Source organism: Streptomyces sp. NPDC091371, from assembly GCF_040684275.1.
GTDB lineage: Bacteria > Actinomycetota > Actinomycetes > Streptomycetales > Streptomycetaceae > Streptomyces.
In genome coordinates this window covers 58,591-84,978 of the sequence record NZ_JBFBFP010000002.1, presented here as the reverse complement: position 1 = coordinate 84,978, position 26,388 = coordinate 58,591, and the positions used below count along the sequence as shown (strand labels likewise).

General features: G+C 71.7%; 24 protein-coding genes and 2 tRNA genes. 9 read left to right on the top strand and 17 right to left on the bottom strand.

Going from position 1 to position 26,388, the window contains the following annotated elements:
• Window positions 1–38: 38 nt before the first annotated feature.
• From AB0O21_RS03265 to AB0O21_RS03230, 8 genes are all read right to left on the bottom strand, one after another.
• Entirely contained in the window at window positions 39–2,003 is a 1,965-nt protein-coding gene (locus AB0O21_RS03265; protein ID WP_365165583.1) for a zinc ribbon domain-containing protein, read from the bottom strand.
• A gap of 187 nt (window positions 2,004–2,190) precedes the next feature.
• Complete coding sequence (locus AB0O21_RS03260) at window positions 2,191–3,210, bottom strand: hypothetical protein (protein ID WP_365165581.1); 1,020 nt, start codon at window positions 3,208–3,210, stop codon at window positions 2,191–2,193.
• Window positions 3,211–3,315: 105 nt separating this feature from the next.
• A complete protein-coding gene (locus tag AB0O21_RS03255) occupies window positions 3,316–4,584 on the bottom strand; it encodes an HD domain-containing protein (RefSeq protein WP_365165579.1) in 1,269 nt (422 codons plus the stop codon).
• The gene (locus tag AB0O21_RS03250; protein ID WP_365165577.1) at window positions 4,581–6,179 is read right to left on the bottom strand and encodes an HD-GYP domain-containing protein; all 1,599 of its coding nucleotides are present in this window, start codon (window positions 6,177–6,179) and stop codon (window positions 4,581–4,583) included. The genes AB0O21_RS03255 and AB0O21_RS03250 overlap by 4 nt, the downstream gene beginning before the upstream one ends.
• Before the next feature lie 192 nt (window positions 6,180–6,371).
• Window positions 6,372–6,677 (bottom strand): mycothiol system anti-sigma-R factor, encoded by a 306-nt coding sequence (gene rsrA, locus AB0O21_RS03245; RefSeq protein ID WP_365165574.1) that lies wholly within the window; start codon window positions 6,675–6,677, stop codon window positions 6,372–6,374.
• Window positions 6,674–7,318 (bottom strand): sigma-70 family RNA polymerase sigma factor, encoded by a 645-nt coding sequence (locus AB0O21_RS03240; protein WP_365166352.1) that lies wholly within the window; start codon window positions 7,316–7,318, stop codon window positions 6,674–6,676. Before AB0O21_RS03240 ends, rsrA begins: the two co-directional genes overlap by 4 nt.
• A gap of 309 nt (window positions 7,319–7,627) precedes the next feature.
• On the bottom strand, window positions 7,628–8,266 hold the full coding sequence (locus AB0O21_RS03235; protein WP_365165572.1) for an alpha/beta family hydrolase: 639 nt from the start codon (window positions 8,264–8,266) through the stop codon (window positions 7,628–7,630).
• 31 nt (window positions 8,267–8,297) lie between these two features.
• Window positions 8,298–9,116, bottom strand: a complete 819-nt coding sequence (locus AB0O21_RS03230) for an SOS response-associated peptidase (protein WP_365165570.1) — start codon at window positions 9,114–9,116, stop codon at window positions 8,298–8,300.
• A gap of 53 nt (window positions 9,117–9,169) precedes the next feature.
• Between AB0O21_RS03230 and AB0O21_RS03225 the strand changes: the two genes are divergently transcribed.
• From AB0O21_RS03225 to AB0O21_RS03210, 4 genes are all read left to right on the top strand, one after another.
• Window positions 9,170–9,883: a M50 family metallopeptidase gene (locus AB0O21_RS03225; RefSeq protein ID WP_365165568.1), complete on the top strand. Its 714-nt coding sequence runs from the start codon at window positions 9,170–9,172 to the stop codon at window positions 9,881–9,883.
• A gap of 64 nt (window positions 9,884–9,947) precedes the next feature.
• A complete protein-coding gene (gene aroA / locus AB0O21_RS03220; RefSeq protein ID WP_365165566.1) occupies window positions 9,948–11,288 on the top strand; it encodes a 3-phosphoshikimate 1-carboxyvinyltransferase in 1,341 nt (446 codons plus the stop codon).
• 8 nt (window positions 11,289–11,296) lie between these two features.
• Complete coding sequence (rsgA, locus tag AB0O21_RS03215; RefSeq protein ID WP_365165564.1) at window positions 11,297–12,307, top strand: ribosome small subunit-dependent GTPase A; 1,011 nt, start codon at window positions 11,297–11,299, stop codon at window positions 12,305–12,307.
• Window positions 12,308–12,420: 113 nt separating this feature from the next.
• Window positions 12,421–12,744 carry a multidrug efflux SMR transporter gene (locus tag AB0O21_RS03210; protein ID WP_007266432.1) on the top strand — a complete coding sequence of 108 codons (324 nt, stop codon included), beginning with the start codon at window positions 12,421–12,423 and terminating at the stop codon, window positions 12,742–12,744.
• Here AB0O21_RS03210 and AB0O21_RS03205 read toward each other — a convergent pair.
• Entirely contained in the window at window positions 12,710–13,249 is a 540-nt protein-coding gene (locus tag AB0O21_RS03205) for a TetR/AcrR family transcriptional regulator (RefSeq protein ID WP_365165562.1), read from the bottom strand. The genes AB0O21_RS03210 and AB0O21_RS03205 overlap by 35 nt on opposite strands.
• Window positions 13,250–13,373: 124 nt before the next feature.
• On the opposite strand from AB0O21_RS03205, the gene hisN reads away from it, so the two are divergent.
• Both hisN and AB0O21_RS03195 read left to right on the top strand, forming a co-directional pair.
• Entirely contained in the window at window positions 13,374–14,177 is an 804-nt protein-coding gene (gene hisN / locus AB0O21_RS03200; protein WP_365165559.1) for a histidinol-phosphatase, read from the top strand.
• A 133-nt stretch (window positions 14,178–14,310) separates the two neighbouring features.
• Window positions 14,311–14,709, top strand: a complete 399-nt coding sequence (locus AB0O21_RS03195; protein ID WP_365165556.1) for a CBS domain-containing protein — start codon at window positions 14,311–14,313, stop codon at window positions 14,707–14,709.
• A 61-nt stretch (window positions 14,710–14,770) separates the two neighbouring features.
• On the opposite strand, the gene AB0O21_RS03190 is transcribed toward AB0O21_RS03195, so the two are convergent.
• Complete coding sequence (locus AB0O21_RS03190; RefSeq protein WP_365165554.1) at window positions 14,771–16,222, bottom strand: catalase; 1,452 nt, start codon at window positions 16,220–16,222, stop codon at window positions 14,771–14,773.
• Window positions 16,223–16,370: 148 nt separating this feature from the next.
• Between AB0O21_RS03190 and AB0O21_RS03185 the strand changes: the two genes are divergently transcribed.
• Window positions 16,371–16,787 (top strand): Fur family transcriptional regulator, encoded by a 417-nt coding sequence (locus AB0O21_RS03185; protein ID WP_365165552.1) that lies wholly within the window; start codon window positions 16,371–16,373, stop codon window positions 16,785–16,787.
• 145 nt (window positions 16,788–16,932) lie between these two features.
• Here the strand turns inward: AB0O21_RS03185 and AB0O21_RS03180 are convergent.
• Together AB0O21_RS03180 and AB0O21_RS03175 are read right to left on the bottom strand one after the other, a co-directional pair.
• Window positions 16,933–17,006, bottom strand: a tRNA-Met gene (locus tag AB0O21_RS03180).
• A 47-nt stretch (window positions 17,007–17,053) separates the two neighbouring features.
• Window positions 17,054–17,650 (bottom strand): TetR/AcrR family transcriptional regulator, encoded by a 597-nt coding sequence (locus AB0O21_RS03175; protein ID WP_365165550.1) that lies wholly within the window; start codon window positions 17,648–17,650, stop codon window positions 17,054–17,056.
• Window positions 17,651–17,759: 109 nt separating this feature from the next.
• Here AB0O21_RS03175 and AB0O21_RS03170 point away from each other — a divergent pair, with 109 nt between their 5' ends.
• Entirely contained in the window at window positions 17,760–18,836 is a 1,077-nt protein-coding gene (locus AB0O21_RS03170) for an NAD(P)/FAD-dependent oxidoreductase (protein WP_365165548.1), read from the top strand.
• 99 nt (window positions 18,837–18,935) lie between these two features.
• Here AB0O21_RS03170 and AB0O21_RS03165 read toward each other — a convergent pair whose 3' ends face one another.
• From AB0O21_RS03165 to AB0O21_RS03155, 3 genes are all read right to left on the bottom strand, one after another.
• Window positions 18,936–20,807 (bottom strand): tetratricopeptide repeat protein, encoded by a 1,872-nt coding sequence (locus tag AB0O21_RS03165; RefSeq protein WP_365165546.1) that lies wholly within the window; start codon window positions 20,805–20,807, stop codon window positions 18,936–18,938.
• Window positions 20,808–21,022: 215 nt separating this feature from the next.
• Window positions 21,023–21,096, bottom strand: a tRNA-Met gene (locus AB0O21_RS03160).
• Between the two features lie 60 nt (window positions 21,097–21,156).
• Window positions 21,157–24,042 carry a UPF0182 family protein gene (locus AB0O21_RS03155; protein WP_365166350.1) on the bottom strand — a complete coding sequence of 962 codons (2,886 nt, stop codon included), beginning with the start codon at window positions 24,040–24,042 and terminating at the stop codon, window positions 21,157–21,159.
• Between the two features lie 130 nt (window positions 24,043–24,172).
• Here AB0O21_RS03155 and AB0O21_RS03150 point away from each other — a divergent pair, with 130 nt between their 5' ends.
• Complete coding sequence (locus AB0O21_RS03150; RefSeq protein ID WP_365165543.1) at window positions 24,173–24,742, top strand: PPA1309 family protein; 570 nt, start codon at window positions 24,173–24,175, stop codon at window positions 24,740–24,742.
• A 24-nt stretch (window positions 24,743–24,766) separates the two neighbouring features.
• On the opposite strand, the gene AB0O21_RS03145 is transcribed toward AB0O21_RS03150, so the two are convergent.
• Both AB0O21_RS03145 and AB0O21_RS03140 read right to left on the bottom strand, forming a co-directional pair.
• Complete coding sequence (locus AB0O21_RS03145; RefSeq protein WP_365165541.1) at window positions 24,767–25,864, bottom strand: PDZ domain-containing protein; 1,098 nt, start codon at window positions 25,862–25,864, stop codon at window positions 24,767–24,769.
• 152 nt (window positions 25,865–26,016) lie between these two features.
• Window positions 26,017–26,214, bottom strand: coding sequence for a hypothetical protein (locus AB0O21_RS03140; RefSeq protein ID WP_365165539.1), 198 nt, complete (start codon window positions 26,212–26,214; stop codon window positions 26,017–26,019).
• Between the last annotated feature and the right edge of the window lie 174 nt (window positions 26,215–26,388).

Here is a 26,388-nt window from a genome sequence, read left to right as displayed (position 1 = left end):
CACCGATGGGCACCGATGTGCCCGTACAGCGTCTCAGATCAGCTGAGTGATCCCGAGCCGGACTGGGTGTCTGGTTCGAGGATGTGTTCCCACCGTGGTGGGGTGGCGTGGGCGTGGAGGTGGAATCCCGCGCCCAGTGCTGCCCCTTGTGGCCGGTGTCGGCTGGTGGTGGGTGTGCTGATCGTTGTCACGTCCTGGTGCCGGTGGGCTGCGCGGGGCAGCCGGGGCCGGTCCGTATGAGCGTGTCCCTCCGGACGCTGGCCTGCCGGACCTTGCGGCCCGGTAGGGGAGGGTGTCCGGCGTCGCCTGGGCGTCGGACGTGCTGTCTTGTGCCGGGTGGGTCCGGTCTTGGAGCGGTCCCTCCGGCGGGGCTTCGGCGCGGTCGGGGTGATGACCGCGCCCGCTTCAAGTGTGTCCACGACGGTACGGATGGCCAGGTCGCCTGTGGTGCGGTCGCAGACGGTTTTGGTCTGGTGGGTGAGGCCTCGTGATCCGATGCGCCGCCAGGCGCCCTGATCACGGTCTCCCTGCCAGGAGCAGGAGGGACAGGTGGCCCATTTCCAGCCGGGTGTGGTGGGCCGGTCGGGGGCTTTGCGGTGCCGTAGTGGGGTGAGGCATTGCGGGCAGTGCTTGGAGGTGTTGCGGGCGGGGACGGTGACGACGGCTATGCCCATCTCGGCGGCCAGATGCCTCATGCGGTCCACGATCTGCCCGCGTACCTGCAGGGAGAGACGGGTGTTGGTGGTGCGGCCCAAGCCACGGGCTTCCATCGAGCGGAGGTCTTCGACGTAGATGACGCTCGCCCCGGCGGCGATCGCCTGGTCGACCGCCCACCGGGCGGCGGCCCAGGCCAGTGCGTCGTTGAGGTTCGACCGGCGTGCGCAGACCCGGCTGAACTCCTTGCTCAGGGCGGTGTGTTTGGCAGCCAGGACGTGCTGCTCGTCTCCGGCCGTGAGCCGCTGATAGTGGCCGGTCTTGGTGTGAAGATGCTCGGACAGTCGGCGTAGCCGGTGCTGTTTGGCGAGGACACCGGCCGCCCGGAACATGCCCCCGGACCCGAGTGCGGTGATGCGGCCGTCGTCGTGGAGGCGGACCGCGCCCGCGCTGAGCAGGGTGTTCAGGCCCCAGTCCACACCGAGCGCGACCGTGTGCCCGCTGCGGGCCGTTTTCGGCACCGGGTGGGTATACGCGAGATCGGCGCGGACACGCCCCTGGTGCGGGCAGAGGGTGGGCAGGTGCAGCACCGCACCCGCGGGGATCGTAGGCGGTAGCTTGATGGGGCAGGACACCCACGTCCAATCCCGGTACGAACGCGGATCGGGCCGGGTCGGGAGCTGCAAACGCAGCAGTGCACGGCCCGGCGCATCCGCCCGCTCGATGGTGGCCTGCTGCCCGTCACAGGCCGACAACAGCAGCACCCGCGCCGCCCTGGGCGTGCTCTCCACCTCGAACACGTCAACAGGCATCCGGTCGTGCTCTTTGACGAACGCGGCGATCTGCCGGGTGCGGGAGTTGATAACGCTGGACGGCAGATGGAGCCCGCCCGGTACCGCCGCGCGTACCGCGTCCCACTCGTCCGAAGTCCGCTTCCCCAGGTCGGCGGGCCAGGTCGCGAGTACCCCGGCGGTCAAGTCGGAACGCCACGTCACAGACCGCAGCAAGCGCCCGGCCTGCTCCTGCGCCATGCGAACGATCCTGTCATTGACCCGAACGCCCTCGGGCGGCACAGCGCTCCAGCCCAGACGACGCAGCGCCATCCACGCGTTCGACGGCAGCCTCCTGCCCCCGCCGTCCACCCCGGACGCGAGCACTCCCACATCGGCTGCATTCCAGTGTGCGACCAGCAGTGCGGCGGACATGCCAGAGACCAGATCGGCTATCCAGCCAACACGTTCCGCCAGCACTGAGACCGTCAGTAGTTCACCGGTCTCCTCATCCACACCCGTCCGCAGCAGGCCAAGGGCACAAGCGGTGCGGGTGGTCTCGCCCTCGGCGACCGGCACCTTCCGCCCCACTGCTCACCCCTCACGCCGCCGGTGCTGTCATCCGATCAACGACACCCGCCACGAAAGGTCACTCATTCGACCCGCGAACCCATATCCGGTATCCACAGAGCACGACCACCCATGACGAGGACGCACACGATCGCTACGGATGCCCGAGGAACTACGTGAGCGCACGGCCCCCGGCTCAGCAGACTTCTTCGAGATCCCGCCACTCGCGGGTGTCCGGGCTGTCCGCGACCCAGCCGTCCAGCAGGCCGCGCACCAGACCTGCCGGAGCCGCGATGCCGCATTCGCGCTCGGGCACCCACAGCGAGCCCGAACCGGCCGTACGGTGCCCCAGCGGGCCGGGGTGCCCCGGTTCGCTGTGGTCGTGCGGGTCCAGGTGCTCGCCGTCGCCCTCGTCGCTCGGCATCTCGCTCTCCGAGCAGGTCCGGCACAGCAGCCGCACCGACGAGGACCAGTCCTCGGCGGCGAAGCCGGCGTCCGCGGCGAGCTGCTCCAGCGCGTCCCGGTCGGCCTCCCCGGCCGCCTCCAGCAGCACCACCCAGGTCGGCACCGGCGACGGCGCCCACAGCTCGATCTCGTCGAACACGGGGTACGAGGGGCCGGCCGCGGTGATCCGCTCGCCGTGCGGGACCCCGTCGTGCAGGACGACCTCGCCCCAGCGCCGCCCCGAGGAGGGCAGCGGGATCGAGAGGACCTCCAGCCGGGCCGGGTCCAGCCTGCGGCCCCAGACCACCTCGGCCTCGCCCTCGGGCGAGAGGCGGACGGCGGCGCTGCCGAGCTCCATGCCGACCGGCTCGCCGCTGTTCTTGCCGTTGTGGGCATTGCCGCCGGCGCCGCCGTGGGGGTCCCCGGGCACCTTCAGCCCGTACGCCTGCCAGGCCCGCCGGGCCAGCGGCCAGTCCTGGAGGGCGGTGGCGGCGATGCCGACGTTCCACCAGTCCGGGGCGCCGGTCTCGCGGTCCAGCAGGGCCACGGCGCGGAGCCCGGCGGCCCGCGCCTGCTCCCAGTCGTGCCGGAACTTGTGCAGCAGGGCCAGGTTGAACCAGGACTCGGACAGCCAGGGTTCCAGGTCCGCGGCCCTGGTCAGGAGCGCACCCGCGTCCTCGTACCGACCGTCGCCGATCAGCGTGAACGCGCGGTCGGTGGCCTGCCGCCACGAGGCGGAGGGCCGATGCCGTACCTTCCCGAAGATCCTCACGATTCCCGCCTGCCGGTCCTACGGTGCAGCCTTGCGGACACTCCCACGGTCACTCCTACTGGCATCCAACCACGCCCACTCGGACGGCCGCTCATTACCCATGGGTTACCCCGGTGGGACAGGAACAACTCTGTCACGCCCACCCCTGGCCAGAACCCTCGCCAGGCACTCCACGACCTCGGGCTGGTAGTCGCGCCCGGTGCCCAGCCGCAGGTGCTCCAGGGCGGCCAGTGAGCCGCCCGGGTGACGGCTCCCGCCGACCAGGTCGTCGTACGCGTTCACCGCGCGCACGATCCGGGCGGCGACGGGCTGGTCCCGGTACGGGTCCGCCTGCCGCTCCACCACCACCGCGACCTCGGCGGGCACGCCCGTCTGCCGGGCGACCTCCCCGCCCAGCTCGGCGATGCGGCGCGCCTCGGCGGCGGGCAGCTCGGCGGTGGCCCCGGCCGGGACCGGGTCGACGAGGGAGAGCTGGCCGATGTCGTGCATCAGCGCGGCGTACTCCAGCACCGTGAGCTCCCGCTGCGACAGGCCCAGCTCGCGGCCGACTGCGCAGCTCAGGGCGGCCACCCGGCGGGCGTGGCCGGGCGGTGTGTAGCCGGCGATCTCGGTGGCGCGGGCCAGGGAGGTGATGGTCTGGCGGTAGGTGGTGCGGATCGCGGTGATCCGGTGGAAGGACATCTGCGTCAGCAGCAGGGGGACGCTGAAGACGGGGACGGCCCACAGGCCGGCCACGGCCACGCCGAGGGCCATCACCACGCCGGTGGCGCAGATCGCCGAGCCGATGCCGAGCTGCGCCCTGAGCTCGTCGCGCAGCAGGGGCCCGTACGGCCAGCCGGTCCGGGCCCCGGCGAGCGCGGCGGCGAGCACGGCGTCGCACAGGGCGGTGAGCCCGAGGAGGCAGAGCAGGAAGACGACGAGGTACGGGCCCTGGCCGACCCACTCCCCCAGTCGGCCCGAGTTGTAGAGCGGCTGGAAACAGACGGCGGCGAAGGTGACGGCGAGGACCCGGCGGGACAGGTGGTCGAGGGCGGGGCCGCGGCCGCGGGCGACGTGCGGGACGATCCCGGCGAGTGCGGCCGCGACGACGACGGCCACGATCTGGAGCACCCCGTGGTGGGTGGGCTGCCCGGCGTTCTGGCCGAGCAGGGCGTACGCGAGGGCCCCGGCGGAGGCGAGGGGCGCGGGCTGCCGGTCGACGGGCTCGGCGGAGCCCCGCCGGTCCCTGCGGGCGAGCTCGCCGACGGCGATGAGGATGCCGAAGGCCAGGGCTATGCCGGGTTCGACGAGCCCGTTCCACAGGGTGTGCCCCAGCCCGACGGCGGTGAGCACACAGGCGGCCCCGCGCACGCCCCACACGGCCCACGTCTTCACTGGACCCCCCTGACACGCCCGCCGTCGCCCCCGGCCGCCGGGCTCTCGGCCCGGGAGCCCTCGGCGGCCCGGCCCGGCTCCGCCCCCTGCCCGGGCACCACCCGCACCCCGGCCTGCGCCCCGGCGCCGGAGGGCGAAGCGGCGCCCTGGGCCGGGAGGCCGGCCAGGGGGCCCGGCCCGGGGGCCGCCCCCGCCGCGCCACCCGGATCCCGGTTCGCCCCTGCGGCGGGAGCAACGGCGGCGGGAGCAACGGCGGGGATGACCTGGAGGTCCTCGTCGGAGGTGACCACGGGGTGCCAGCCGTGCCGGCCGATGGCCTCGGCCAGGGCCCGTACCATCGCCGGGTCGAACTGGGCCCCCGCGCACCGCTCCAGCTCGGCGAGGGCGGTGCGTACCGGCCGGGCCCGGCTGTAGGAGCGGGTGGAGGTCATCGCGTCGAAGGCGTCGGCCACCGCCACCACCCGGGCCAGCACCGGGATCTGCTCGCCGGTCAGCCCGTACGGGTAGCCCGAGCCGTCGACCCGTTCGTGGTGGTGCAGGATCGCGGCCCGGGCCTCGCCGAGGAAGCCGATGCCGCGCACCATCTCGTGCCCGTACTCGGGGTGCAGTTCGATGATCCGGCGCTCCTCGGGGGTGAGCGGCCCGTCCTTGCGCAGCAGCCGCGTCGGGACGCCGAGTTTGCCGACGTCGTGCAGGATCCCGGCGATGCGCACGACTTCGAGGCGGTCCTCGGCCATGCCCAGCTCGCGGGCGATCATCGCGGAGGCCTGGCCGACCCGCTCGCTGTGGCCCCGGGTGTAGCGGTCCTTGATGTCGACGGCCTGGACGAGGGCGCGGATGGTGGCCCGGTGGGCGGCGCGCTCGCGGTGGTACTGGGCGAAGACCCAGCAGGAGATGTACATCGGCAGCAGCACGAGGAGTGCGGCCGGGAGCCCGTAGGGGCTGCGCCACATGACGGCCATCATCAGTCCGGCGAGGCCGTGGAGGCAGTGCGGGGCGAGGGACCGGGTGAGCAGTCCGCGCCAGGCCGTGACGGCCGGGCGTCGTTCGGCGGCGGCCAGGATCCCCCCGTCGAGGGCGGTGAGCACCAGGCAGAAGGCGACGGCCGCGGCCGCCGCGGGGAGCAGCACGTACGGGAAGTCGGCCGCCCAGCCGGGCGGTCCGGAGCCTGCGGAGGATCCTCCGCCCAGCGCGGCGGGGCCGCCCAGCAGTGCGTACGTCTGCCCGGCGGCCCAGGCGGCGATCGCGTGCTGTGCGCCGTGCCAGACGCGCCGCACCCAGGCGGGCCGCTGGAGCACGGTTCCCGCGAGACCGCCGGGAAGGGCCACGAGCGCGGCGGCGGCGGGCGGGAGCAGGAAGACGGCGGCCAGCAGCACCGGGAAGAAGGCGCCGATGCCCTCGGGGACCCGGCTGCCCAGCAGCGGGCAGATCTTGACGAGCTCGCAGCCGAGGTAGAGCACGGCGAGCGTGGCCACGGCGGTCCAGTGCGTGGCGGCGGTGCCGTTGCCGGGCGTGAAGGCGGGGACGGCGCACGCCGCGGCCGCGAGGACGGCGCACAGGATGTAGACGCGCGCGGTCGGCGGAAGTACCCGCATGGCGCTCTCCTCCCCCTGAGCCGTGCAAGCCAGGTACCGAATCAAACCAGTACCGAATGGGGAGAATAAGTGGGGCCCCGAGCGAGGTGGGCCACATTTTCGGATTGCGCCGAGCGGACGCCCCCGGATTAGCACGTTCGGGTGAACGAAGTGCCCTTCCGGGGGCGGCTGTTCAAACTGCTGACCGCCGGGTCAGCCTGTGACCGGATTCTCTGCCGTGATGTCGTGTTCGGGCACGGCCTGGCCCGACCTGATCAGCTCGATCCGGCCCATCACCTTCGAGCGCAGGTCGGTCGGCACGTCGTCCGACCCGCAGCAGCGCTTGACCAGCTTCTTCACGGCCTGTTCCAGGCCGTACTTCTCCAGACAGGGGTTGCACTCGCCGAAGTGTGTCTCGAACTTCGTGCAGTCACTGTCGGGCATCTCGTGGTCGAGGAACTCATAAAGGTGGTCCAGGACCTCAGAGCAGTCCGTCTCGTGCGGCTCTCCGCAACTCATGAGCCCGAGCCTTTCCGGTCGTTCGACTCTCCCGCGCCGGCGGGCACCAGCCCGCGCTCACGGGCATAGTCCTCCAGCATTCCGCGGAGTTGACGGCGGCCACGGTGCAGTCGCGACATGACCGTACCGATGGGTGTACCCATGATGTCGGCGATCTCCTTGTACGCAAAGCCCTCTACGTCGGCAAGGTAGACCGCGATGCGGAACTCCTCCGGAATGGCCTGGAGCGCTTCCTTCACATCCGAATCGGGCAGGTGGTCGAGTGCCTGCGATTCGGCGGAGCGCAGTCCGGTCGACATGTGCGACTCGGCGCGTGCTAGCTGCCAGTCCTCGATCTCCTCCGCGGCGCTGCGCTGGGGTTCGCGCTGCTTCTTGCGGTAGGAGTTGATGAACGTGTTGGTCAGGATGCGGTACAGCCACGCCTTCAGGTTGGTGCCCTCGCGGAACTGGTGGAACGACGCGTACGCCTTCGCGTACGTCTCCTGGACCAGGTCCTCTGCGTCGGCCGGGTTGCGCGTCATGCGCAGGGCGGCCGAGTACATCTGGTCGAGGTAACCGAGGGCGTCCCGCTCGAAGCGCGCGTTGCGCTCCTGGGTCGTCTCCTCCGCATGGCCTTCGTCGGTCCCAGCGACAGGACCCACCTCCTCCGACTGCGTGGCGGCTCCGAAAGCGGATCCGCTCGAATCGGAGAATAGTCGACCTTCCCGGCCCTCCGCCGCCCGAAGCGTGCTGCGCTTGGGCGCCGGCAGAACCGTCCAGTCCAGGTCAACGGCATGCGTCTGGCTCTGGCTGATGACCTGGGTCATGCGCTCCCTCTCCTCCGACGATTTCCCGTACGTACCGACATTCGGCACAACAGACGGGCCGGGCGGCGCATTCCCGGGAACCCGACGTGTTTCGGAGAGGATTCGGAAGGGAGGATTCAGGCGGCGGGATTCGGGTGGCGGGATTCACACGGGGAGCGCCAGGAGCCATTCCGCGACCGCTTCGGTGATCACCGCGAGGGCTTCGTCCTGTGTCAGGTCGCCCTTCTTCGGCACCGCGAAGCCGTGGTCGCCGCCCGGGACCTCCACCAGCGCGTGGTCGCCCGCGGGGAACTCCTCGGGGCGCCCGAAGGGGTCCCGGCCGCCCTGGACCACGAGGGTGGGCCGCCCGGCCCCGGTGAGCTCCTCGGCGCGGGACTTCTCCGGCCTGCCCGGCGGGTGCAGCGGGAACGCCAGCGCCAGCACCCCGGCCGCGCCGAGTTCGACGGCGGTGCGGCAGGCCACCCGGGCCCCGGCGCTGCGGCCGCCGGCGACCACCGGCAGGCCGGGCTTCGCGAGGGCCGGCCAGAGCCCGCGCCAGCCCTCGTCCAGCACCTTGGGCGCGGCGGCGACCTTCTTCCCGGCGACCCGCCAGGGCTGTTCCACCAGCGCCACGGTGATGCCGCGGGCGGGCAGGGCGTCGGCGAGCGCCCGGAGGTCACGGGCCTCGATGCCGCCGCCCGCGCCGTGGCTCGCGGCGAGCACGAGCTTCGCCTTCCGGGCGGTGTGCCAGGTGATCCGGGCCTCGCCCGCGGGGGTGTCCACGCTCTCGGTACGGGTGCTCATGACTCCCATCCTGCCCGCAGCGGAACCCGGGTCAGAAGAGCGTGCCCTCCTCCGGCGCGGCCAGCTCCGCCAGCAGCTCCGGCCCGTTGTTCCGTACGTTGCTGGCGGCGGTGGACACCGGGTAGGCCCGCATCAGCCCGCCGGGCGGGGGCGCGAGGAGTGCGCGCAGCGAGCCCTCGGTGTCGGTGTCCGCGGGGTCCAGCCAGGCGTCCCAGCGGTCCGGGGTGAGCATGAGCGGCATCCGCGGGTGGATGTCGGAGAGCGAGCGGGGTCCCTCGGCCGGGCCCGCGGCCAGCGGGGTGGTCTCGGCCTCGGTGGTGATCACGGAGCAGGTGGCCCACCAGGCGAGGGGGTGTCCGTCGGGCAGGGTCCGGTCGCGCCAGAACTCGTATATCCCGGCCATGGCGAAGACGGAGCCGTCGGCGGGCAGGACGAAGTAGGGCTGCTTGCGGGCCCGCTTCTTCTTGCCCTCCACCTCCAGCTGCCGCTCGTCGTGGGCGGTGACCCACTCGTAGTAGCCGTCGGCGGGGACGATGCAGCGGCGCTGGGCGAAGGGGCGGCGGAAGGAGGGCTTCTCCGCGAGGGTCTCGGAGCGGGCGTTGATCATCCGGGCGGCGCCGTCGGGGTTCTGCGCCCAGGAGGGGACCAGCCCCCACTTCAGGACGCGCAGCTGGCGAACCGGACCGCGCTCGGGAGCGTCCTTCAAAGGACGGTCGAGGACGACGTGGACCTCTTTCGTCGGTGCCACGTTCCAGTCGGGGGCCAGGGTCTCCGTCGGCTCCCACCGCTCGATGCCGAAGGCCTCCACCAGTTCCTCGGGCCCACGACCGGCCGCATACCTTCCGCACATGCCTGCCACACTGCCATGTCTCCCGAACACGACCGCAAGGAGTCCGCCACTTCATGGACAGCAGCACGATGGCCGGCCTGTGGGACCGGCTCACGGGTATACAGACGGCGCCCGAGCAGTGGCTGGTCATCGCGACCGGGCTGGTCGCGCTGGCCGTCGTCGGCTTCCGCCCGGTGTGGCGGCTGTCGCGCAACGCCATCACCATCGCCCACGAGGGCGGACACGGGCTGCTGGCCCTGCTGACCCGGCGCCGCCTCGACGGGATCCGGCTGCACTCCGACACCAGCGGGGTCACTCTCAGCCGGGGCAAGCCGAGGGGCCCGGGGATGATCCTGACCGCCGCGGCCGGGTACACGGCGCCCTCGCTGCTCGGGCTCGGCGGGGCGCTGCTGCTGTCCGCGCACCGGATCACGCTGCTGCTGTGGGTGGCGACCGCCCTGCTGGCGGTGATGCTGGTGAAGATCAGGAACGCGTACGGGGTGCTGACGGTGGTGCTGACCGGCGCCGCGTTCGTGCTGGTGCCCTGGAAGGCGCCGGCCGAGGTGCAGGCCGTGTTCGCGTACGGGGTGGTGTGGTTCCTGCTGCTGGGCGGGGTCCGGCCGGTGTTCGAGCTGGGGGCCAAGCGCCGCCGCGGTGGGGCGCCCGACTCGGACGCGGACCAGCTGGGGCGGCTCACCCACCTGCATCCGGTGGTGTGGCTGCTCTTCTTCCACGTGGTCGCGCTGTGTTCGCTGCTCGGCGGCGGGCGCTGGCTTCTCGGCCTCTGAGACGGTCCGGCCGTGGGGCGGTGATCAAGATCCGGGGCCGTGCGGAGCCACTAAAGTGGGGGCCATGACCGAGACCCCCGCGCTCCCCGCCCTCTGGCCCGCTCCGCTCGCCGAAGCGGCCGTCCACGCCACCGTCACGGTGCCGGGGTCCAAATCCGTCACCAACCGCGCCCTGGTCCTGGCCGCGCTGGCCGCGGAGCCGGGCTGGGTGCGCCGCCCGCTGCGCTCGCGCGACTCCCAGCTGATGTCGGACGCGCTGCGCGCGATGGGCGTGGGCATCGAGGAGACCGTCTCCTCCAGCTCCGCGGGCAACGGCGAGAGCGGCGAGGCCTGGCGGATCATCCCGGCGGCCCTGCACGGCCCGACGACCGTGGACGTCGGCAACGCGGGCACGGTCATGCGGTTCCTGCCGCCCGTGGCGACCCTCGCCGACGGCGACATCCGCTTCGACGGCGACCCGCGCTCCTACGAGCGCCCGCTCGGCCAGGTCATCACCGCCCTGCGCACGCTCGGCGCCCGGATCGACGACGACGGCCGGGGCGCGCTGCCCATGACCGTCCAGGGCGGCGGGGCCCTGGAGGGCGGCACGGTCGAGATCGACGCCTCCAACTCCTCGCAGTTCGTCTCGGCGCTGCTGCTGTCCGCGCCGCGCTTCAACCAGGGCGTCGAGGTCCGGCACGTGGGCGGCAACCTGCCGTCGATGCCGCACATCCGGATGACGGTGGAGATGCTGCGCGCGGCGGGCGCCCAGGTGGACACCCCCGAGGCCGGCGGCGAGAAGGACGTGTGGCGGGTCGCCCCCGGCGCGCTGCTGGGCCGCGACATGGTCGTGGAGCCGGACCTGTCCAACGCCCAGCCGTTCATGGCCGCGGCGCTGATCACCGGCGGCACGGTCACCATCCCGGACTGGCCGCGCCGCACCACGCAGCCCGGCGACGCGCTGCGCCGCATCTTCACGGAGATGGGCGGCTCCTGCGAGCTGACCGACGAGGGCCTGGTCTTCACCGGCACCGGCAAGATCCACGGCATCGACGTGGACCTGAGCGAGGTCGGCGAGCTCACCCCGGGCATCGCGGCGGTCGCCGCGCTGGCCGACTCGGAGTCGGTGCTGCGCGGGGTCGCGCACCTGCGGCTGCACGAGACGGACCGGCTGGCCGCGCTCACCAAGGAGATCAACGCGCTCGGCGGCGACGTCACGGAGACCGCGGACGGCCTGCACATCCGCCCGCGCCCGCTGCACGGCGGCGTGTTCCACACGTACGACGACCACCGGATGGCCACCGCGGGCGCGGTGATCGGCCTGGCGGTGGAGGGCGTGCAGATCGAGAACGTGGCGACGACCGCGAAGACCCTGCCGGACTTCCCGAAGATGTGGGAAGAGATGCTCTCGGGAGCGGGAGCGTAGGGCCCGCCATGCGCAGGTACGGCAAGCACACCGACGAGGACGACATCCGCCAGCGGCCCAACCCGAAGGGCAACCGGCCGCGGACCAGCATCCGGCCCAAGCACGAGGACGCCTCCGAGGGCTTCGTCCTCACCGTCGACCGCGGGCGGCTGACCTGCCTGGTCGAGGACCGCACCGTCACCGCCATGAAGTCCAGGGAGCTGGGCCGCAAGGCGGCGGTGGTCGGGGACCGGGTCTGGATCGTCGGTGACCTGTCCGGCAAGAAGGACACCCTCGCCCGCATCGTGCGGATCGAGGAGCGCAAGTCCGTACTGCGCCGCACCGCGGACGACGACGACCCGTACGAGCGGGTGGTCGTCGCCAACGCCGACCAGCTGGCCATCGTCACGGCCCTGGCCGATCCGGAGCCGCGGCCCCGGATGATCGACCGCTGCCTGGTGGCGGCGTACGACGCCGGGCTGGAGCCGCTGCTGGTGCTCACCAAGTCCGACCTGACCTCCGCGGACAAGATCCTGGAGATCTACTCGACGCTGGGCCTGAACTACGTCGTCACCAACCGCGAGGAACTCGCGACGGGCGACGCCGCCGACCGGGTCCGCGAGCGCCTCACCGGCCGGATCACGGCCTTCGTCGGGCACTCGGGCGTCGGCAAGACCACCCTGGTCAACTCGCTGGTCGCCGAGGGCCGCCAGCGCGCCACCGGCCACGTCAACGCGGTGACCGGCCGCGGCCGGCACACCACCACCTCCGCGCTCGCGCTGCCGCTGCCCTCCGGTGACGGCTGGGTCATCGACACGCCCGGCGTGCGCTCCTTCGGGCTGCACCACGTGGACCCGTCCCGGGTGATCCTGGCCTTCCCGGACCTGGTTGCGGGGACGGAGGAGTGCCCGCGCGCGTGCAGCCACGACGAGCAGGACTGCGCGCTCGACAAGTGGGTGGAGGACGGCCACGCGGACCCGGCGCGGCTGTATTCGCTGCGGCGGCTGCTGGAGACGCGGGAGCGTCGCGAAGGCGACTGATCCGCCGTCGATCCGCGCCTGATCGTCCAGCGGTGTTTGCCCGGGACCGTGTCTGGTAAATGCATAATCGCACCAAGTGACAGGAAGTCACGTGACGCGGGGAGGCATTCGCCATGGCGTGGCTGCTGGTCGTGGTCGCCGGAATCCTGGAGACCGGTTTCGCGGTCTGCCTCAAGCTGTCCCACGGGTTCACCCGGCTGTGGCCGACGATCGCCTTCGCCTGCTTCGCTCTCGGCAGCTTCGGCCTGCTCACCCTGGCACTGAAGAAGCTGGACGTGGGACCGGCGTACGCGGTGTGGACGGGAATCGGCGCCGCCGGGACCGCCATCTACGGCATGGTCTTCCTCGGCGACCTGGTCTCCACCCTCAAACTCGTCTCGATCACCCTGGTCATCCTCGGGGTCATCGGGCTGCAGCTGTCCGGCTCGGCCCACTGAGCAGTCTGAGCAGCTCGGCCGCCCCCGGCTCCTCCCCCGGGGCCACCACGTAGGAGAGGGCGAGGCGCACCGCGAGCTCGCACCGCTGGACGTCCTCCGCGGGCATCAGCGCGGCCGCCGCCCGGTCGCGTACGGCGCGGGTCATCTGACCGGGCCCGGGCGCCCGGCCCGGCGCGGGCAGGTCCGGGTCCCAGAACCCGGTCAGCAGCGCCCGTACGAGGGGGTACGCGCGGGCCGCCCGTAAGGTCCACTCCCCCACCGCGGCCAGCCGCTCGCCGGTGCGTCCCGGGGCGGCCAGGGCCCGCTCCACCCCGTCGAGGTACCGCTCGCCCTCGCGCCGGATCAGCGCGCGGCCCAGGCCGCCCTTGCCGCCGAACTCGTTGTAGAGGGTCTGCCGGGACACCCCGGCCGCGGCCGCGACGTCCACCATCCGCACGTCCGTCCAGGGGCGCGCGGCGAGCGCCGCCCCCGCCGCCTCCAGCAGGGACTCCCGGGCTGCCGGCATCGTCGCCTCCCCCGTTTGGCTTCACGGCCAGAGTTGACGGGCCGACAGATCCTGTCAAGGGCGCCTCCCCGCCGCACTGTGGACGTCTTTGGCCGCCCCGCCGCGGTCTCGATACTGTTCGGGCATGCCCGAGTATGACGATGACCTGCGCCTTGCCCTCGAACTCGCCGACGCCGCGGACGCCACCACGATGGAGCGGTTCCGCGCCCTCGACCTGGTGGTGGAGACGAAGCCGGACATGACCCCGGTGAGCGAGGCGGACAAGGCCGCCGAGGAGGTCGTCCGGGCCGGCATCGAGGCCGCGCGCCCCGAGGACGCGATCCTGGGCGAGGAGTACGGCCTCAAGGGCAGCGGCCCGCGCCGCTGGGTCGTGGACCCCATCGACGGTACGAAGAACTACGTGCGCGGGGTGCCCGTCTGGGCGACCCTGATCTCCCTGATGGAAGAGGGCGCCGACGGGGTGTTCCGCCCGGTGGTCGGCGTGGTGTCCGCGCCCGCGCTGGGCCGCCGCTGGTGGGCCTCGAAGGGCGGCGGCGCCTTCGCGGGCGGCGCGCTCGGCGAGACCACCGCCATCGGCGTGTCGAAGGTGGCCTCGCTCGGCGACGCCTCGTTCGCGTACTCCTCGCTGAGCGGCTGGGAGGAGCAGGGCCGGCTCCCCGGCTTCCTGGACCTGACCCGCGCCTGCTGGCGTACGCGCGGCTACGGCGACTTCTGGCCGTACATGATGGTCGCGGAGGGCTCGCTCGACCTGTGCGCCGAGCCGGAGCTGAACCTGTGGGACATGGCCGCCATCGCGGCGGTGGTGGAGGAGGCCGGCGGCCGCTTCACCAGCCTGGACGGCGTGGACGGGGTGCACGGCGGGAACGCGGCGGCCTCGAACGGACTGCTGCACGCGGAGATGCTGGACCTGCTGCGCCCGCGCGCCTGAGCGTGCCCCCTTGTTGGCCCTGCGTGTCCGTGGGAATGTGAGAATCCTCCGCTTGTGCGCTTGTGAATCCTTTCTCTAGGATGCGGGCGCACCCCACCCAGGCGGAGGGACTCACCAGGAGGTGGCTCTCTTCATGCTCGTCCGTGACGCCATGAGCACCGTGATCCTCACCCTCGGACCCGCCCACACCCTCCGACAGGCGGCCTGCCTGATGTCCGGCCGGCGCGTCGGCGCGGCCGTCGTCCTCGACCCCGACCACAGCGGAATCGGCATCCTGACCGAGCGCGACATCCTCAACTCGATCGGCGCGGGCCACGACCCGGACCGCGAGACCGTGGGTGCGCACACCACCAACAACGTGGTGTTCTGCACCCCGGACGCCACCTTGCAGGAAGCCGCCGAGGCAATGGCCCACGGCGGCTTCCGGCATCTGATCGTGCTGGAACACGGCGGCCCGGTGGGCATCGTGTCCGTGCGCGACGTCATCCGGTGCTGGACGCCCGCGCGGCGTGCGGCCCAGCTGACCGGCTGAACGGCCAGGAGGGCCGGACCCCCTGGACGGGAATCCGGCCCTCCTGTTTCGGCAAGGCGGGTCAGCCGCGGAGGGCCTGGACCGCGGCCTCGAGCCGCTTGCCGAAGTCTCCGTCCGCCCGGCGGAAGTTGTCGATCGCGCGCTCGACGATGTCGTCGCGCGAGACCTTGGCGATGAAGCCGGACAGGTTCTCGATCAGGCGGGCCTTCTCGTCCTCCGAGTACAGCCGGTAGAGGTTGCCCGCCTGCACGAAGTCGTCGTCCTCGGCGTGGACGGCGGCGGCGTGGTTGCCGGTGCCGCCGGTCACGTCGACGGGCTGCCACAGCGGGCGGCCGGTCTGGTGCGGGCCGCCGAAGGAGTTCGGCTCGTAGTTCTTCGCGCCCTTGTGGCGGCCGTCGTAGAGGTAGCCGTCGCGGGAGTTGGTGCGCGCCTCGGTGGCGTGCGGGCGGTTCACCGGCAGGTGGTCGGCGTTGATGCCGACACGGTAGCGGTGGGCGTCGCCGTAGCCGAAGAGACGGCCCTGGAGCATCTTGTCCGGGGACGGGCCGATGCCGGGGACGAAGTGCGCCGGGGAGAAGATCGACTGCTCGACCTCGGCGAAGACGTTCTCCGGATTGCGGTTGAGCTCCAGCTTGCCGATCTCGATCGGCGGGTAGTCCTCGTGCGGCCACACCTTGGTGAGGTCGAACGGATTGAAGCGGTAGTTCGCCGCCTCGGCCGCCGGCATGATCTGGACCTGCACGGTCCAGGTCGGGAACTCGCCGCGCTCGATGGACTCGCGCAGGTCGCGCTGGTGCGAGTCCGGGTCCTCGCCCGCGAGCTTGTTGGCCTCGGCCTGGGTGAGGTTCTTGATGCCCTGGTCGGTCTTGAAGTGGTACTTGACCCAGAAGGCCTCGCCGGCCTCGTTGTTCCACTGGAAGGTGTGCGAGCCGTAGCCGTTCATGTGGCGGTAGCTCGCCGGGATGCCGCGGTCGCCGAACAGCCAGGTCACCTGGTGGGTCGACTCGGGGCTCAGGCCCCAGAAGTCCCACACGTTGTCGGCTTCCTGCGAGCCGGTGTACGGGTCGCGCTTCTGGGTGTGGATGAAGTCCGGGAACTTGATGGCGTCCTTGATGAAGAACACCGGGGTGTTGTTGCCGACGAGGTCGTAGTTGCCCTCTTCGGTGTAGAACTTCAGCGCCCAGCCGCGGGGGTCGCGCACCGCGTCGGCGGAGCCGAGGTTGCCCGCGACGGTGGAGAAGCGCAGGAACGTCTCGGTCTGCTTGCCGACTTCGGAGAGGAACTTCGCGCGGGTCCACTGCGAGACGTCGCGGGTCAGCGTGAAGGTGCCGTACGCGCCGGCGCCGCGGGCGTGCACCACGCGCTCCGGGATGCGCTCGCGGTTGAAGTGCGCGAGCTTCTCCAGGAGGAGCTGGTCCTGGACCAGAACGGGACCGCCGACGCCGGCCGTCTCGCTGTTCTGGTTGTCGGCGACCGGAGCCCCGGCCTCCGTGGTGAGCGGTCCCTGCGTCACGTGCGCCTCCTGCGTCGTTCCTGCATGTCCTGCCCTCGGCCTTGGCCGTACTCGATCCTACAATGGACATTGTCTAAGTCAAGGAAGGATCCAAGTCCGCAACGCTTCGGGAGTTACACCGAATCCCCTCACTGTTAGGCTGACGCCCATGAGTGACCTGCTGGAACGACTTCGCGGACGCGGCTGGCGCATGACGGCGCAGCGGCGTGTCGTGGCCGAGGTGCTCGACGGTGACCACGTGCACCTGACGGCCGACGAGGTGCACGCGCTTGCCGTGTCCAAACTGCCCGAGATCTCCCGGGCGACGGTGTACAACACCCTGGGCGAGCTGGTCACCCTGGGCGAAGTCCTGGAAGTCTCCACGGACCGCCGCGCCAAGCGGTACGACCCGAACGCCCACCGGCCGCACCAGCACCTGGTGTGCGCCCAGTGCGGCGCGATCCGCGACGTCCACCCGGCGGGCAACCCCCTGGCCGACCTCCCGGACACGGAGCGCTTCGGCTTCGTGGTCTCGGCGGTCGAGGTGACGTACCGCGGGGTCTGCCCGAACTGCGCGGGCGCCTGAACCGAACCTGAATCGATCATGATGGAGAAGGGCCCGGATCCATGGGATCCGGGCCCTTCTCCATCACATCGGCGGCGCCGCACGCGAGCGGCGCCGCAAACGACTCGAGGCCCGGATCCATGGGATCCGGGCCTCGGGCCTTCAGTAGCGGGGACAGGATTTGAACCTGCGACCTCTGGGTTATGAGCCCAGCGAGCTACCGAGCTGCTCCACCCCGCGTCGGTAAACACGACTTTACGTGAGCCTGCCCGGCAGATGCAAATCGCTTAACCGGCCAGTCCCCGCAGGAGCAAGGAGGTCAGCGTGTCGACCACGTCGGCGTCGTCCGGAGCGGCCCCACCGGTCATGGCCGCGTAGCCGAGCATCGAGATCATCGCGCCCATCGCCGCGGCCACGAGCTCCGGCTCCCCGGGCAGCTCCCTGCCCTGCTCCCGCATGTAGGCGAGGTGCTCGCGCAGCGGCGCGGTGTCCCGGAGGAGCTGCTCCCAGACCAGCCCCGACCCGGGCGGTGCGGTCATGGACTTCTGGAACAGGGCGGCCACGACCGGGAGGTGGTCGCGGAAGACGCTCCAGGTGGCGGCGACGTGCACGCGCAGCTGCTCCCGGTCGGCGAGGTCGTGCTCGCGGGGGTGCCCCTCGGCGCCGACCGCCGCGTCGACGTGGGCGCCCATGTCCGCGAGCAGCGCGTTCAGCAGTTCGTCCTTGCCGGCGAAGTGCTCGTAGAAGGACCCGGTGGAACGGCCGGCCGCCCTGGTGATGTCGGTGATCTTCGTCTGGGCGTACCCGCGCTCCAGGAAGAGCTCGCGCGCCGCCTCCTTGAGCGCCGCCTCCGTGCCGGCCGCCCGCTCCTTGCGCACTCCCACCGCGATGCTCCGCTTCCCGCTTGACGCCGTCTTCGCCCGCTCATCATACTGAACCGAGTTTCACCGAATCGAAGTTCAGTGAATGTTGATTCAGCGAAAGGGGTCGGGCATGCGTGTGTCGGTCATCGGGGGCGGCGTGGCCGGAGCGGCGAGCGCGATCGCGCTGCGCCGCGCGACGGGCGCGGAGGTCACCGTCCACGAGGCGTACGAGGACCCCGCCGGCGAGGTGGGCTCGTTCCTCAGCCTGGCCGTCAACGGGCTGCGCGGGCTGGACGAGCTCGGCTGCCTGGCCGAGGTCCAGGCGGCCGGCTTCCCGGTCGCCACTCAGCGGATGTGGGGCGCGTCCGGCAAGCTCCTGGGCGAGGTGCCGCGCGGCCGGCCGGCCGCGGAGGCCCTGCACAGCACGACGCTGCTGCGCGGCCGGCTCGTGGAGGTCCTGCGCGCTGAGGCGACCGCGGCAGGGGCCCGGTTCGTGACGGGACGGCGGGTGACGGCGTCGGAGCTGGACGGCGACCTCGTGGTGGCGGCGGACGGCATCTGGTCGGCGACCCGCACCGCGCTGGACCCGGGGGCGCCAGAGGTCCGGTACGCGGGCCTCTACAGCGTCTCCGGGATCTCCGAAGGCATCGCGGTTCCCCCGGGCACCTTCCACATGGTCTTCGGACGCCGGGGCACCTTCCTGTACGTCCCGGCGCCGGACGGCACGGTGTGGTGGTCGGCCCAGACGCCCGCACCGGAGCCTCCGGACCCGGCGGAGGTCACCCCGGAACTGCTGGCGGGGCTCTACGGGGGCGAGGAGATGCCGCTCGCCCTGATCCGGGCGGCGACGCGCATCGACCGGCCGATGCCGATGCACCGGCTGGCGGAGCTGCCCGTCTGGCACGACGACCGCACGGTCCTGATCGGCGACGCGGCGCACCCGGTGGGCGCAGGGCAGGGCGCGTCCATGGCGATCGAGGACGCGGTGGCCCTGGGCCGCTGCGTGGCGGCGGCGCCGAGCGTCCGCGCCGCCCTGACCGAGTACACCCGCCTGCGCCGCCCGCGCACCGCCCGCATGACCAAGGCCGCCGCGAGCAACCGCGACGCGAAGACCCCGGGCACACTCCAGCGCCGGATCAACGACCTCCTGATGCCACTGATCCTCCCCCGCGCCCACGCCCACGCAACGGCCTGGCTCTACCGCTGACGCCCCAGCCCCGCGAGCGTTTGAGGCGCGGGGGTCCTGGGGCAGCGCCCCCGGCAACGGCGCCGCACCCGTAGAGCTCGGCCGAGCTCCCCGCAGGGGTCAGGCCGAGATCTCCTCCGCCAGCGCCTCCCGGAGCCGCGCCGCCCGCTCCGAGACCTCCGCCGGCCCCAACTCCATCGCGCGGACGCACCACTTCTGGCCCTCCGCGAGGTCTCCGTGCCGGGCCGCCAGCAGGCCCAGCCGCAGCGCGGCCCGCCCGTGGCCCGCCACCGCGGCCCGGGTCCACCACAGCGCGGCCTCCGGCTCGCTCCCCTCGCGGGCCAGCAGCAGCCCGAGGTTGAACGCGCCGTTGCGGGAGCCGGCCTCGGCCGCCTCCCGGTACCACCGCGCGGCGACCTCCACGTCACCGCGGGCGGACGCCAGCATGCCGACCCGGACCTGCGCCCTGCGGTGGCCCAGCTCGGCGGCCCGCTCGTACCACTCCTCGCTCTCGGTCCGGGCGGCCCCGCCCACCGGCTCGCCCAGTGCCACCGGCTCCGGCGGCGGAGCCAGCGATTCCAGCAGCGCGGCCAGCCGGAAGGCCGCCTCCGCGCTGCCGCCGCCCGCCGCGCACCGCAGGTGCCGTTCGGCGGCCCGCTCCTCGCCGTCCCGGACCAGCGCGATGCCGACCTGGAGCGCCGCGTCCGTGTGGCCGGCCGACGCGGCCCGCTCGTACCACTTCAGCGCGGAGCGGTCCTCGTCGCGGCTGGCGAAGAGGATCCCGAGGTTGAAGGCGGCGTCCACGCTGCCGGCCTCCGCCGCCTTCGAGAACCACGGCTCGGCGCCCGCCGCGTCCCCGGCCTGGAGCAGCATGATGGCCAGCGCGTTGGCCGCCTCGCGGTGCCCGGCGTAGGCCGCGCGCCGGTACCACTGCTCGGCCTGCGCGGTCCGGTCCTGCGCGACGCACAGCAAAGCAAGGTTGTACGCCCCGTTTTGGTCGCCCGCGTCCATGGCGGTCCGGTACCAGCGCTCCGCGGTCTCGGTCTCGCCCCGGGCGGCGTGCAGCGCGCCCAGCGCGTTGGCGGCGTTTCCGTCGCCGTCCTGCGCGGCGCGGTGCCACCACGCGGCCGCGCTGTCCTCGTCGCCGGCGTCGCGCAGCAGGAAGCCGAGCGCGCAGGCGGCCCGGGCCTCGCCCTGCTTGGCGGAGGTCAGGTACCAGCGGCCGGCCTCCTTGAGCTCCCCGCGGGCCTCCAGCAGCGCGCCCAGGTGCAGCGCGGCACGCCGGTGTCCGCGCGCGGCGGCCTGCCGGTACCACTGCTCGGCCTCGGCCGGGTCGCCCTTGCGCAGGTGCCTCGCCAGCCGGTACGCGGCCTCGCGGTGACCCTGTTCCGCGGCAGCGCGGAACCACCGCTCGACGCCCTTGTCCCCGCGGTGCTCCAGGAGGTCGGCCAGTCCGTACGCGCCGAGCGCGTGGCCGGATTCCGCCGCCTGCCGCATCCAGTACTCGGCGGCGGGCTCGTCACCGCGCTCGCGGAAGTGGCGGCCCAGGGCGTGCGCGGCCGGTGCGGATCCGGCCACGGCGGCAACCCGCCACCAGCCGGCGGCCTCGTCCGGGTAGCCCCGCTGGTGCAGCAGTACGCCGAGGTTGTTCGCGGCGGCGCGGTCCCCTTCGCCGGTGGCGCCGCGCAGGTAGGGCTCGGCCCCGTCCAGGTCGCCGCGGCGCAGCAGCAGCGCCCCGAGCACGCTCATGGCGCCCGGGTCCCCCTTGTCGGCGGCGACCCGGTGCCGGGCCTCCAGCTCGGCGTCACTCGCGGCGTCGACCTCGCCGAACACGTCTTCCGCGCCGTGCTTGTCCGAGAAACCCGCGTCGGGCAGCGCGGTGTGCGCGTCGGCGGCCGGAGCCATCCCCTTGGCCTCCGTACCCGGTTCGGCTTCCGCCCTCGCAAACCGCCCTGTCTCCAGCAGAGTTGGCCTGTCCCCCATAAATCCCATCGTCGCATCACCTGCTACCCGCGTACACCTGGTATGTCGCAGCCAGTGAGGTCACTACAGCGTTTTGTCGACATGCCCACAGATACTTAAGTCAAACACGCCCCTGCCCCAACTCACCCGCCCCAGCTACCGCGTGTCCATCCCCGTACATTTCCGGGGCATATCCCGGACATGACGAAGGCCCGGATCCATGGGATCCGGGCCTTCGTCTTCAGTAGCGGGGACAGGATTTGAACCTGCGACCTCTGGGTTATGAGCCCAGCGAGCTACCGAGCTGCTCCACCCCGCGTCGGTGAAACCACAGTATCACGACGCGGGACGAAGCCCTCACTCCTTGATCACAAACCCCTCACTGACCGGCCGGCTTGGGCGCCGTCAGCTTCGCCTCCGCGTCGATCGCCCGCTTCAGCGCCGCCTTGATGTCCTCCTGCGCCTTGCCGAAGGCCGCCCAGTCGCCGGCCTGCCGCGCCTTCTCGGCCTCCTCGACCGCCTTCTGCGCGTCGGCGAGCGCCGCCTTGACCGTCGGGTCCTGGACGGTCGGGGGCGTGACGGTGCCGTCGCCCGGCGGCTGGACCGGGGGCACCGGCGTGGTCGGGGCCTCGGCCCCGAAGACCACGTTCAGTGCCTTCTCCAGCGTGTCCTCGAAGGCCGTCTGGCCGCCGTAGGTCACCAGCACCTTGCGCAGCAGCGGGTACTTCAGCCCGGAGCTGCGGACGTACACCGGCTCGACGTAGAGCATCCCGTCGTCGAGCGGCACCGCGAGCAGGTTCCCGTACTCGATCTCCGAGTCGCCACCGCGCAGCAGGCGGATGGACTCGGCGATCTTCGGTTCGGACTGGAACTTGCTCTGCACCTGGCCGGGGCCGTCCGGCGGCTTGCTGGTCGGCATCTTCAGGATTCGGATCTTGCCGTAGTCCGGGGTGCCCGGATCGGCGTTGACCGCCATGAAGGCGCTGAGGTTGGGCCGCTCGTTCGGCGTGAACGTCGTGGTGAGGGAGAAGACCTGGTCCTTCTCCTTCTGGCCCGGCATCTTCATCGACAGGTAGTACGGCGGAACCGCCGTGCCCGCCTTGGTCGTCGGGTCGTCCGGGACCGCCCACGCCTCACTGCCGCTGAGGAAGGTCTGCGGGTCGGTGACGTGGTAGCGGGTCAGCAGCTCGCGCTGGACCTTGAACAGGTCCTGCGGGTAGCGCAGGTGGTCCAGCAGCGGCTTGGCGATGTCGGCCTTGGCCTTCACCGTGCCCGGGAACGCCTTCATCCAGGTCTTCAGGACCGGGTCCTCGGTGTCCCACTGGTACAGGGTGACCGTGCCGTCGTACGCGTCGACGGTGGCCTTCACCGAGTTGCGGATGTAGTTGACCTGGTTCTCCTGCGCCACCACCGCGCGCTGGCTGTTGGTCAGCGAGTCCGCGGTGCTCTGGCCCAGCGTGGTGCGCGAGGCGTACGGGTAGCCGTTGGTCGTCGTGTACGCGTCGACGATCCAGACGACCCGCTTGCCGATGACGGCCGGGTAGGGCGCGCCGTCGATGGTCAGCCACGGGGCGACGGCCTCGACGCGGTCCTTCGGGGTGCGGTTGTAGAGGATCCGCGAACCCTCGCCGATGGCCCCCGAGTAGAGGATCTGCGGCTCGTTGAAGGTGAGCGCGTACGCGGCCCGGTTGATCGGGTTGTCCAGGTTGACGCCGGAGTCGCCCTTGTAGCTGGTCTCCTTCTCACCCTTGTCGTCCGAGTAGTCGAGCTCCTTCTGCGGACCGCCGACGATCGAGTACTGCTTCGTCTGCTCGCCGTAGTAGATGCGCTGCTCGAAGTCCGCGCCGAAGATCCCCTTGGAGGGGAGGTCGGACTGGGTGAAGTCCGGGGCGCCCTGGTCACCGACGGTGGTGCCCTTGGCCGCGACCACGCCGTAGCCGTGCGTGTACTTGAAGTGGTCGTTGATCCAGTTGTTCTTCGGGATGCCGCCGATGTTCAGCTCGCGCAGCCCGATGACCGTGTCCTGGCCGCTGTACCGGTCCACGGCGAGCGTGGACGGGAAGGCGTAGTAGCCCTTGACCTGCTGGAGCTGCTGGAAGGCGGGCGAGACGATGTTCGGGTCGAGGATCCGGATGCTGGCGGTCGAGTCGGCCTGCTGGCGCAGGACCGTCTTGTCCGTCTTCGGATTCGGCACGCCCGGGTAGTCCGTGACCTCGGAGCCGGCGATCCCGTAGGCGTCCCGCGTGGCCTTGATGTTCTTCTGGACGTACGGGGATTCCTTGGCCTGCTCGTTCGGCTGGACCTGGAACTTCTGCACGATCGCCGGGTAGAGCCCGCCGATCAGGATCGCCGAGAGCACCATCAGGCCGAAGCCGATGACCGGCAGCTGCCAGGTGCGGCGCCACAGCGTCGCGAAGAACAGCAGCGCGCAGATCGCGGCGATGGCGACGAGGATCGTCTTCGCCGGCAGGTACGCGTTCGCGTCGACGTACCGCAGGCCCGTCCAGTTGTCCGCGGCCTTGAAGTCGCTGGACTTCACGGCGAGCCCGTAGCGGTCGAGCCAGTACGCGACGGCCTTGAGGGTGACGAAGAGGCCGAGCAGCACCGACAGGTGCCCGGTCGCCGCGGCGGTGGCCCGGGCGCCCGGGCTGGTCACGCGCAGTCCGCCGTACAGGTAGTGCACGACGGCCGCGGCGATCACCGACAGCACGACCGCGGCGAAGCCGAAGCCGAGCAGGAAGCGGTACCAGGGCAGGTCGAAGGTGTAGAAGGACACGTCCATGTGGAACTGGGGGTCCTTCGTGCCGAAGGGCACCCCGTTCACGTACATGAGCCAGGTCTTCCACTGGCCGGCCGCCGAGGCGCCCGCGATCAGGCCGACGAGCACGGCGATGCCGAGGAGCAGCCACTTCTTGTACGGGGCGATGCTCATCCGGTAGCGGTCGAGGCTCTGCTGCTCCATCGACATCGCGCTGAGCGGCGGCCGCAGCCTGTGCGCCAGCCAGATGTTGAAGCCCACGGCCCCGGCCATCAGCAGGCCGAAGACGGCGAACAGGCCGATCTTCGTCCACAGGGTGGTGGTGAAGACCGTGGAGTACTTCACGGAGCGGAACCAGAGCCAGTCCGTCCAGAAGCCCGCGAACATGATGAAGAGCATGGCCAGGACGGCCAGCACGCCCAGGGTCATGAGGAGAGTCCGGGCTCGCCGGGAGGGGCGGCCGACTCTCATCCGTGGCCCGGAAGGGCCTCCGCCGCGGTCCGGCATCTGGAAAGCCAAGGTCCACACCTCGAAAGTCGCTGAGTCTGGTATTAACGGGGCCCCCGATCGTAGAGCCCACTCATGCAACTTACTGAGGCTTTAGTCAGTTCCCGGTATCCGGCAGAAAGGAGGCAGGATGTTGTCCATGTCCAACCTTTCGCCTTCCCCCGGCACGCCGATGGCGGCCGGCCCGCTGACCCGCGCCTGTCTCGAGATCGACGAGTACGCGGCCGGTCTCGGCTGGGACCAGCCCGCGCGGCTGTTCGCCCTCGTCGACACCGCCAAGCTCAAGAAGCAGGAGCCGCGCCTGGCGGACCAGCTCGGCCTCGACCAGGACGACGCCGGCAAGTCCTCCCTCACCCCGATCGAGCAGGACAAACTGCCTGCCGGCACCCCCCTCGACAAGTTCCTGGGCACCATCGCCTGGCCCGACGCGGTCGTCGGCTGCGCGCTGACCGTGGAGCGCCTGATGCTGCCGCCGTCCGCGGAGGCCTCCGTACCGGAGGGTCTGAACGACAAGCAGCTGGCGAAGTGGGTCGCCGGTCACCCGGAGCGGCAGGAGGTCCGCCTCACGGTGGCCGTACTGCGCGACGGCTCGCGCGAATCGGCCGTACGGCTGCGCGAGAAGGACTCCTCGACCGAGGTCCTCACCGGCGGCGGCCTGGTGCCCGGTCTGGCGGAGGCCCTGGCGGCGACCTTCTCCTAGCCTCCCGGGGGCCGGGGGGTCAGGTCAGGGCTTGGCGCCGGCTCCGCACCGGGGCAGCCCGGCCGCGTCCCCCTTGCGGATCTTCTCCAGTGCCTTGGTGGCGTCGTCGATCGTGGCGACCTTCACCAGGGTGAGGCCGTCCGGCACGTTCTTGGCGGCCGACGCGCAGTTCTCGGCGGGCGTCAGGAAGTACTCGGCGCCCGCCTGGCGGGCCCCGATGGTCTTCATCTGGATGCCGCCGATCGGGCCCACCTTGCCCGTGTCGTCGATGGTGCCGGTGCCCGCGACGAACTTGCCGCCGGTCAGGTCCTCCGGGGTCAGCTTGTCGACGATGCCGAGGGCGAACATCAGGCCGGCGCTCGGACCGCCGACGTCGGCGAGCTTGATGTCGATCGTGAACGGGAAGGTGTGGTCGGTACCCGCGCGGATGCCGACGATGGCATGGCCGTCGCCCTCCGCCTTCCCGGCCGTGATGACGACCTTGGCGGTGCCGGCGGGCTCGCGGTTCGCCTTCGCCGCCTCGGCCGCTTCCGCGGCGGGCACGATCGTGAACTCGACCGGCTCGCCGGGCTTGTGCTTGGTGACGAACTTGGCCACGTCCTCGGGCGCGGTGACCGGGGTGCCGTCCACGGCCTTGATCACGTCACCGGCGTGCAGCTTGCCCTCGGAGGGGCTGTCCTTGACCACGGAGGCGACGATCACGCGGGCGGTGACCGGGATGCCGAGCTGCTTCAGGGCCGCCACCTTGGCGCTCTGCTGCGACTGGCTGAACTCCTCGGCGTTCTCCTGGGTGGACTGCTCGTCCGTCTTGCCGTCCGGGTAGAGGTTCTCGTGCGGCACGACGATGTTGTCGTCGGCCAGCCACCCGTAGACCGCTTCCAGCAGGTTCATGTCGTAGTCCGCACCGGTGACGCGGACCGTCGTCATGTTGAGGTGGCCGCTGGTCGGGTACGTCTGGCGCCCCGAGATGCTGAGGACGGGCTCGCCGTGCGAGTCGCCGAGCGTGTTCACGGTCGGCCCGGGGCTCATCTCCGAATACGGGACCTTGATGAACACCCCTGCGCAGAGCAGCGCGAACAGCACGAGGGTGGAGGCGAGCATCGTCGCGGTGCGGCGTGGCATGGATCCGACAGTACGGGACGCCCCTGGCGGGCGGCCCCCGGGGCCGGTCCGTACGGGGCCGGTCCGCGGAACTCTCAGCCGATTCTCACGAGGCGCTCACGGGCCACTCACGGGGCGGTCACCGGGCAGTCACCGGGCACTCACGGGACGCGTCAGACGGCGTCGGAACCGGAGTGCGCGTCGGCCTTGACCCTGGCCTGATCGGCCTTGCCCATGGCCTCGCGGAAGCGGGCGTAGCCGGCGAGCTCGGATATGTCGCCTTGCGTACGGTCGCGTGCCGCCCAGCTGCCCCATATCCCCGCGCCGATCGCGGCGAACAGCGGAATCAGCAACCACACCAGAGACGCCATGGGCGTGCCTCCCTACCCCGAAGTACGTGTCGTTGGTGGCTTCAACGCTCGTGCCCGTGGGGGGGTTACGCAAATCGAGGGCGTGTTGCGCGGCCGAACGGGTGCGAGGCTACCCCCTTTCGGGGGCGACCTCCCGACCGGGGGTTAGCAGGCTTCGGCCGACCGCGCCGGACT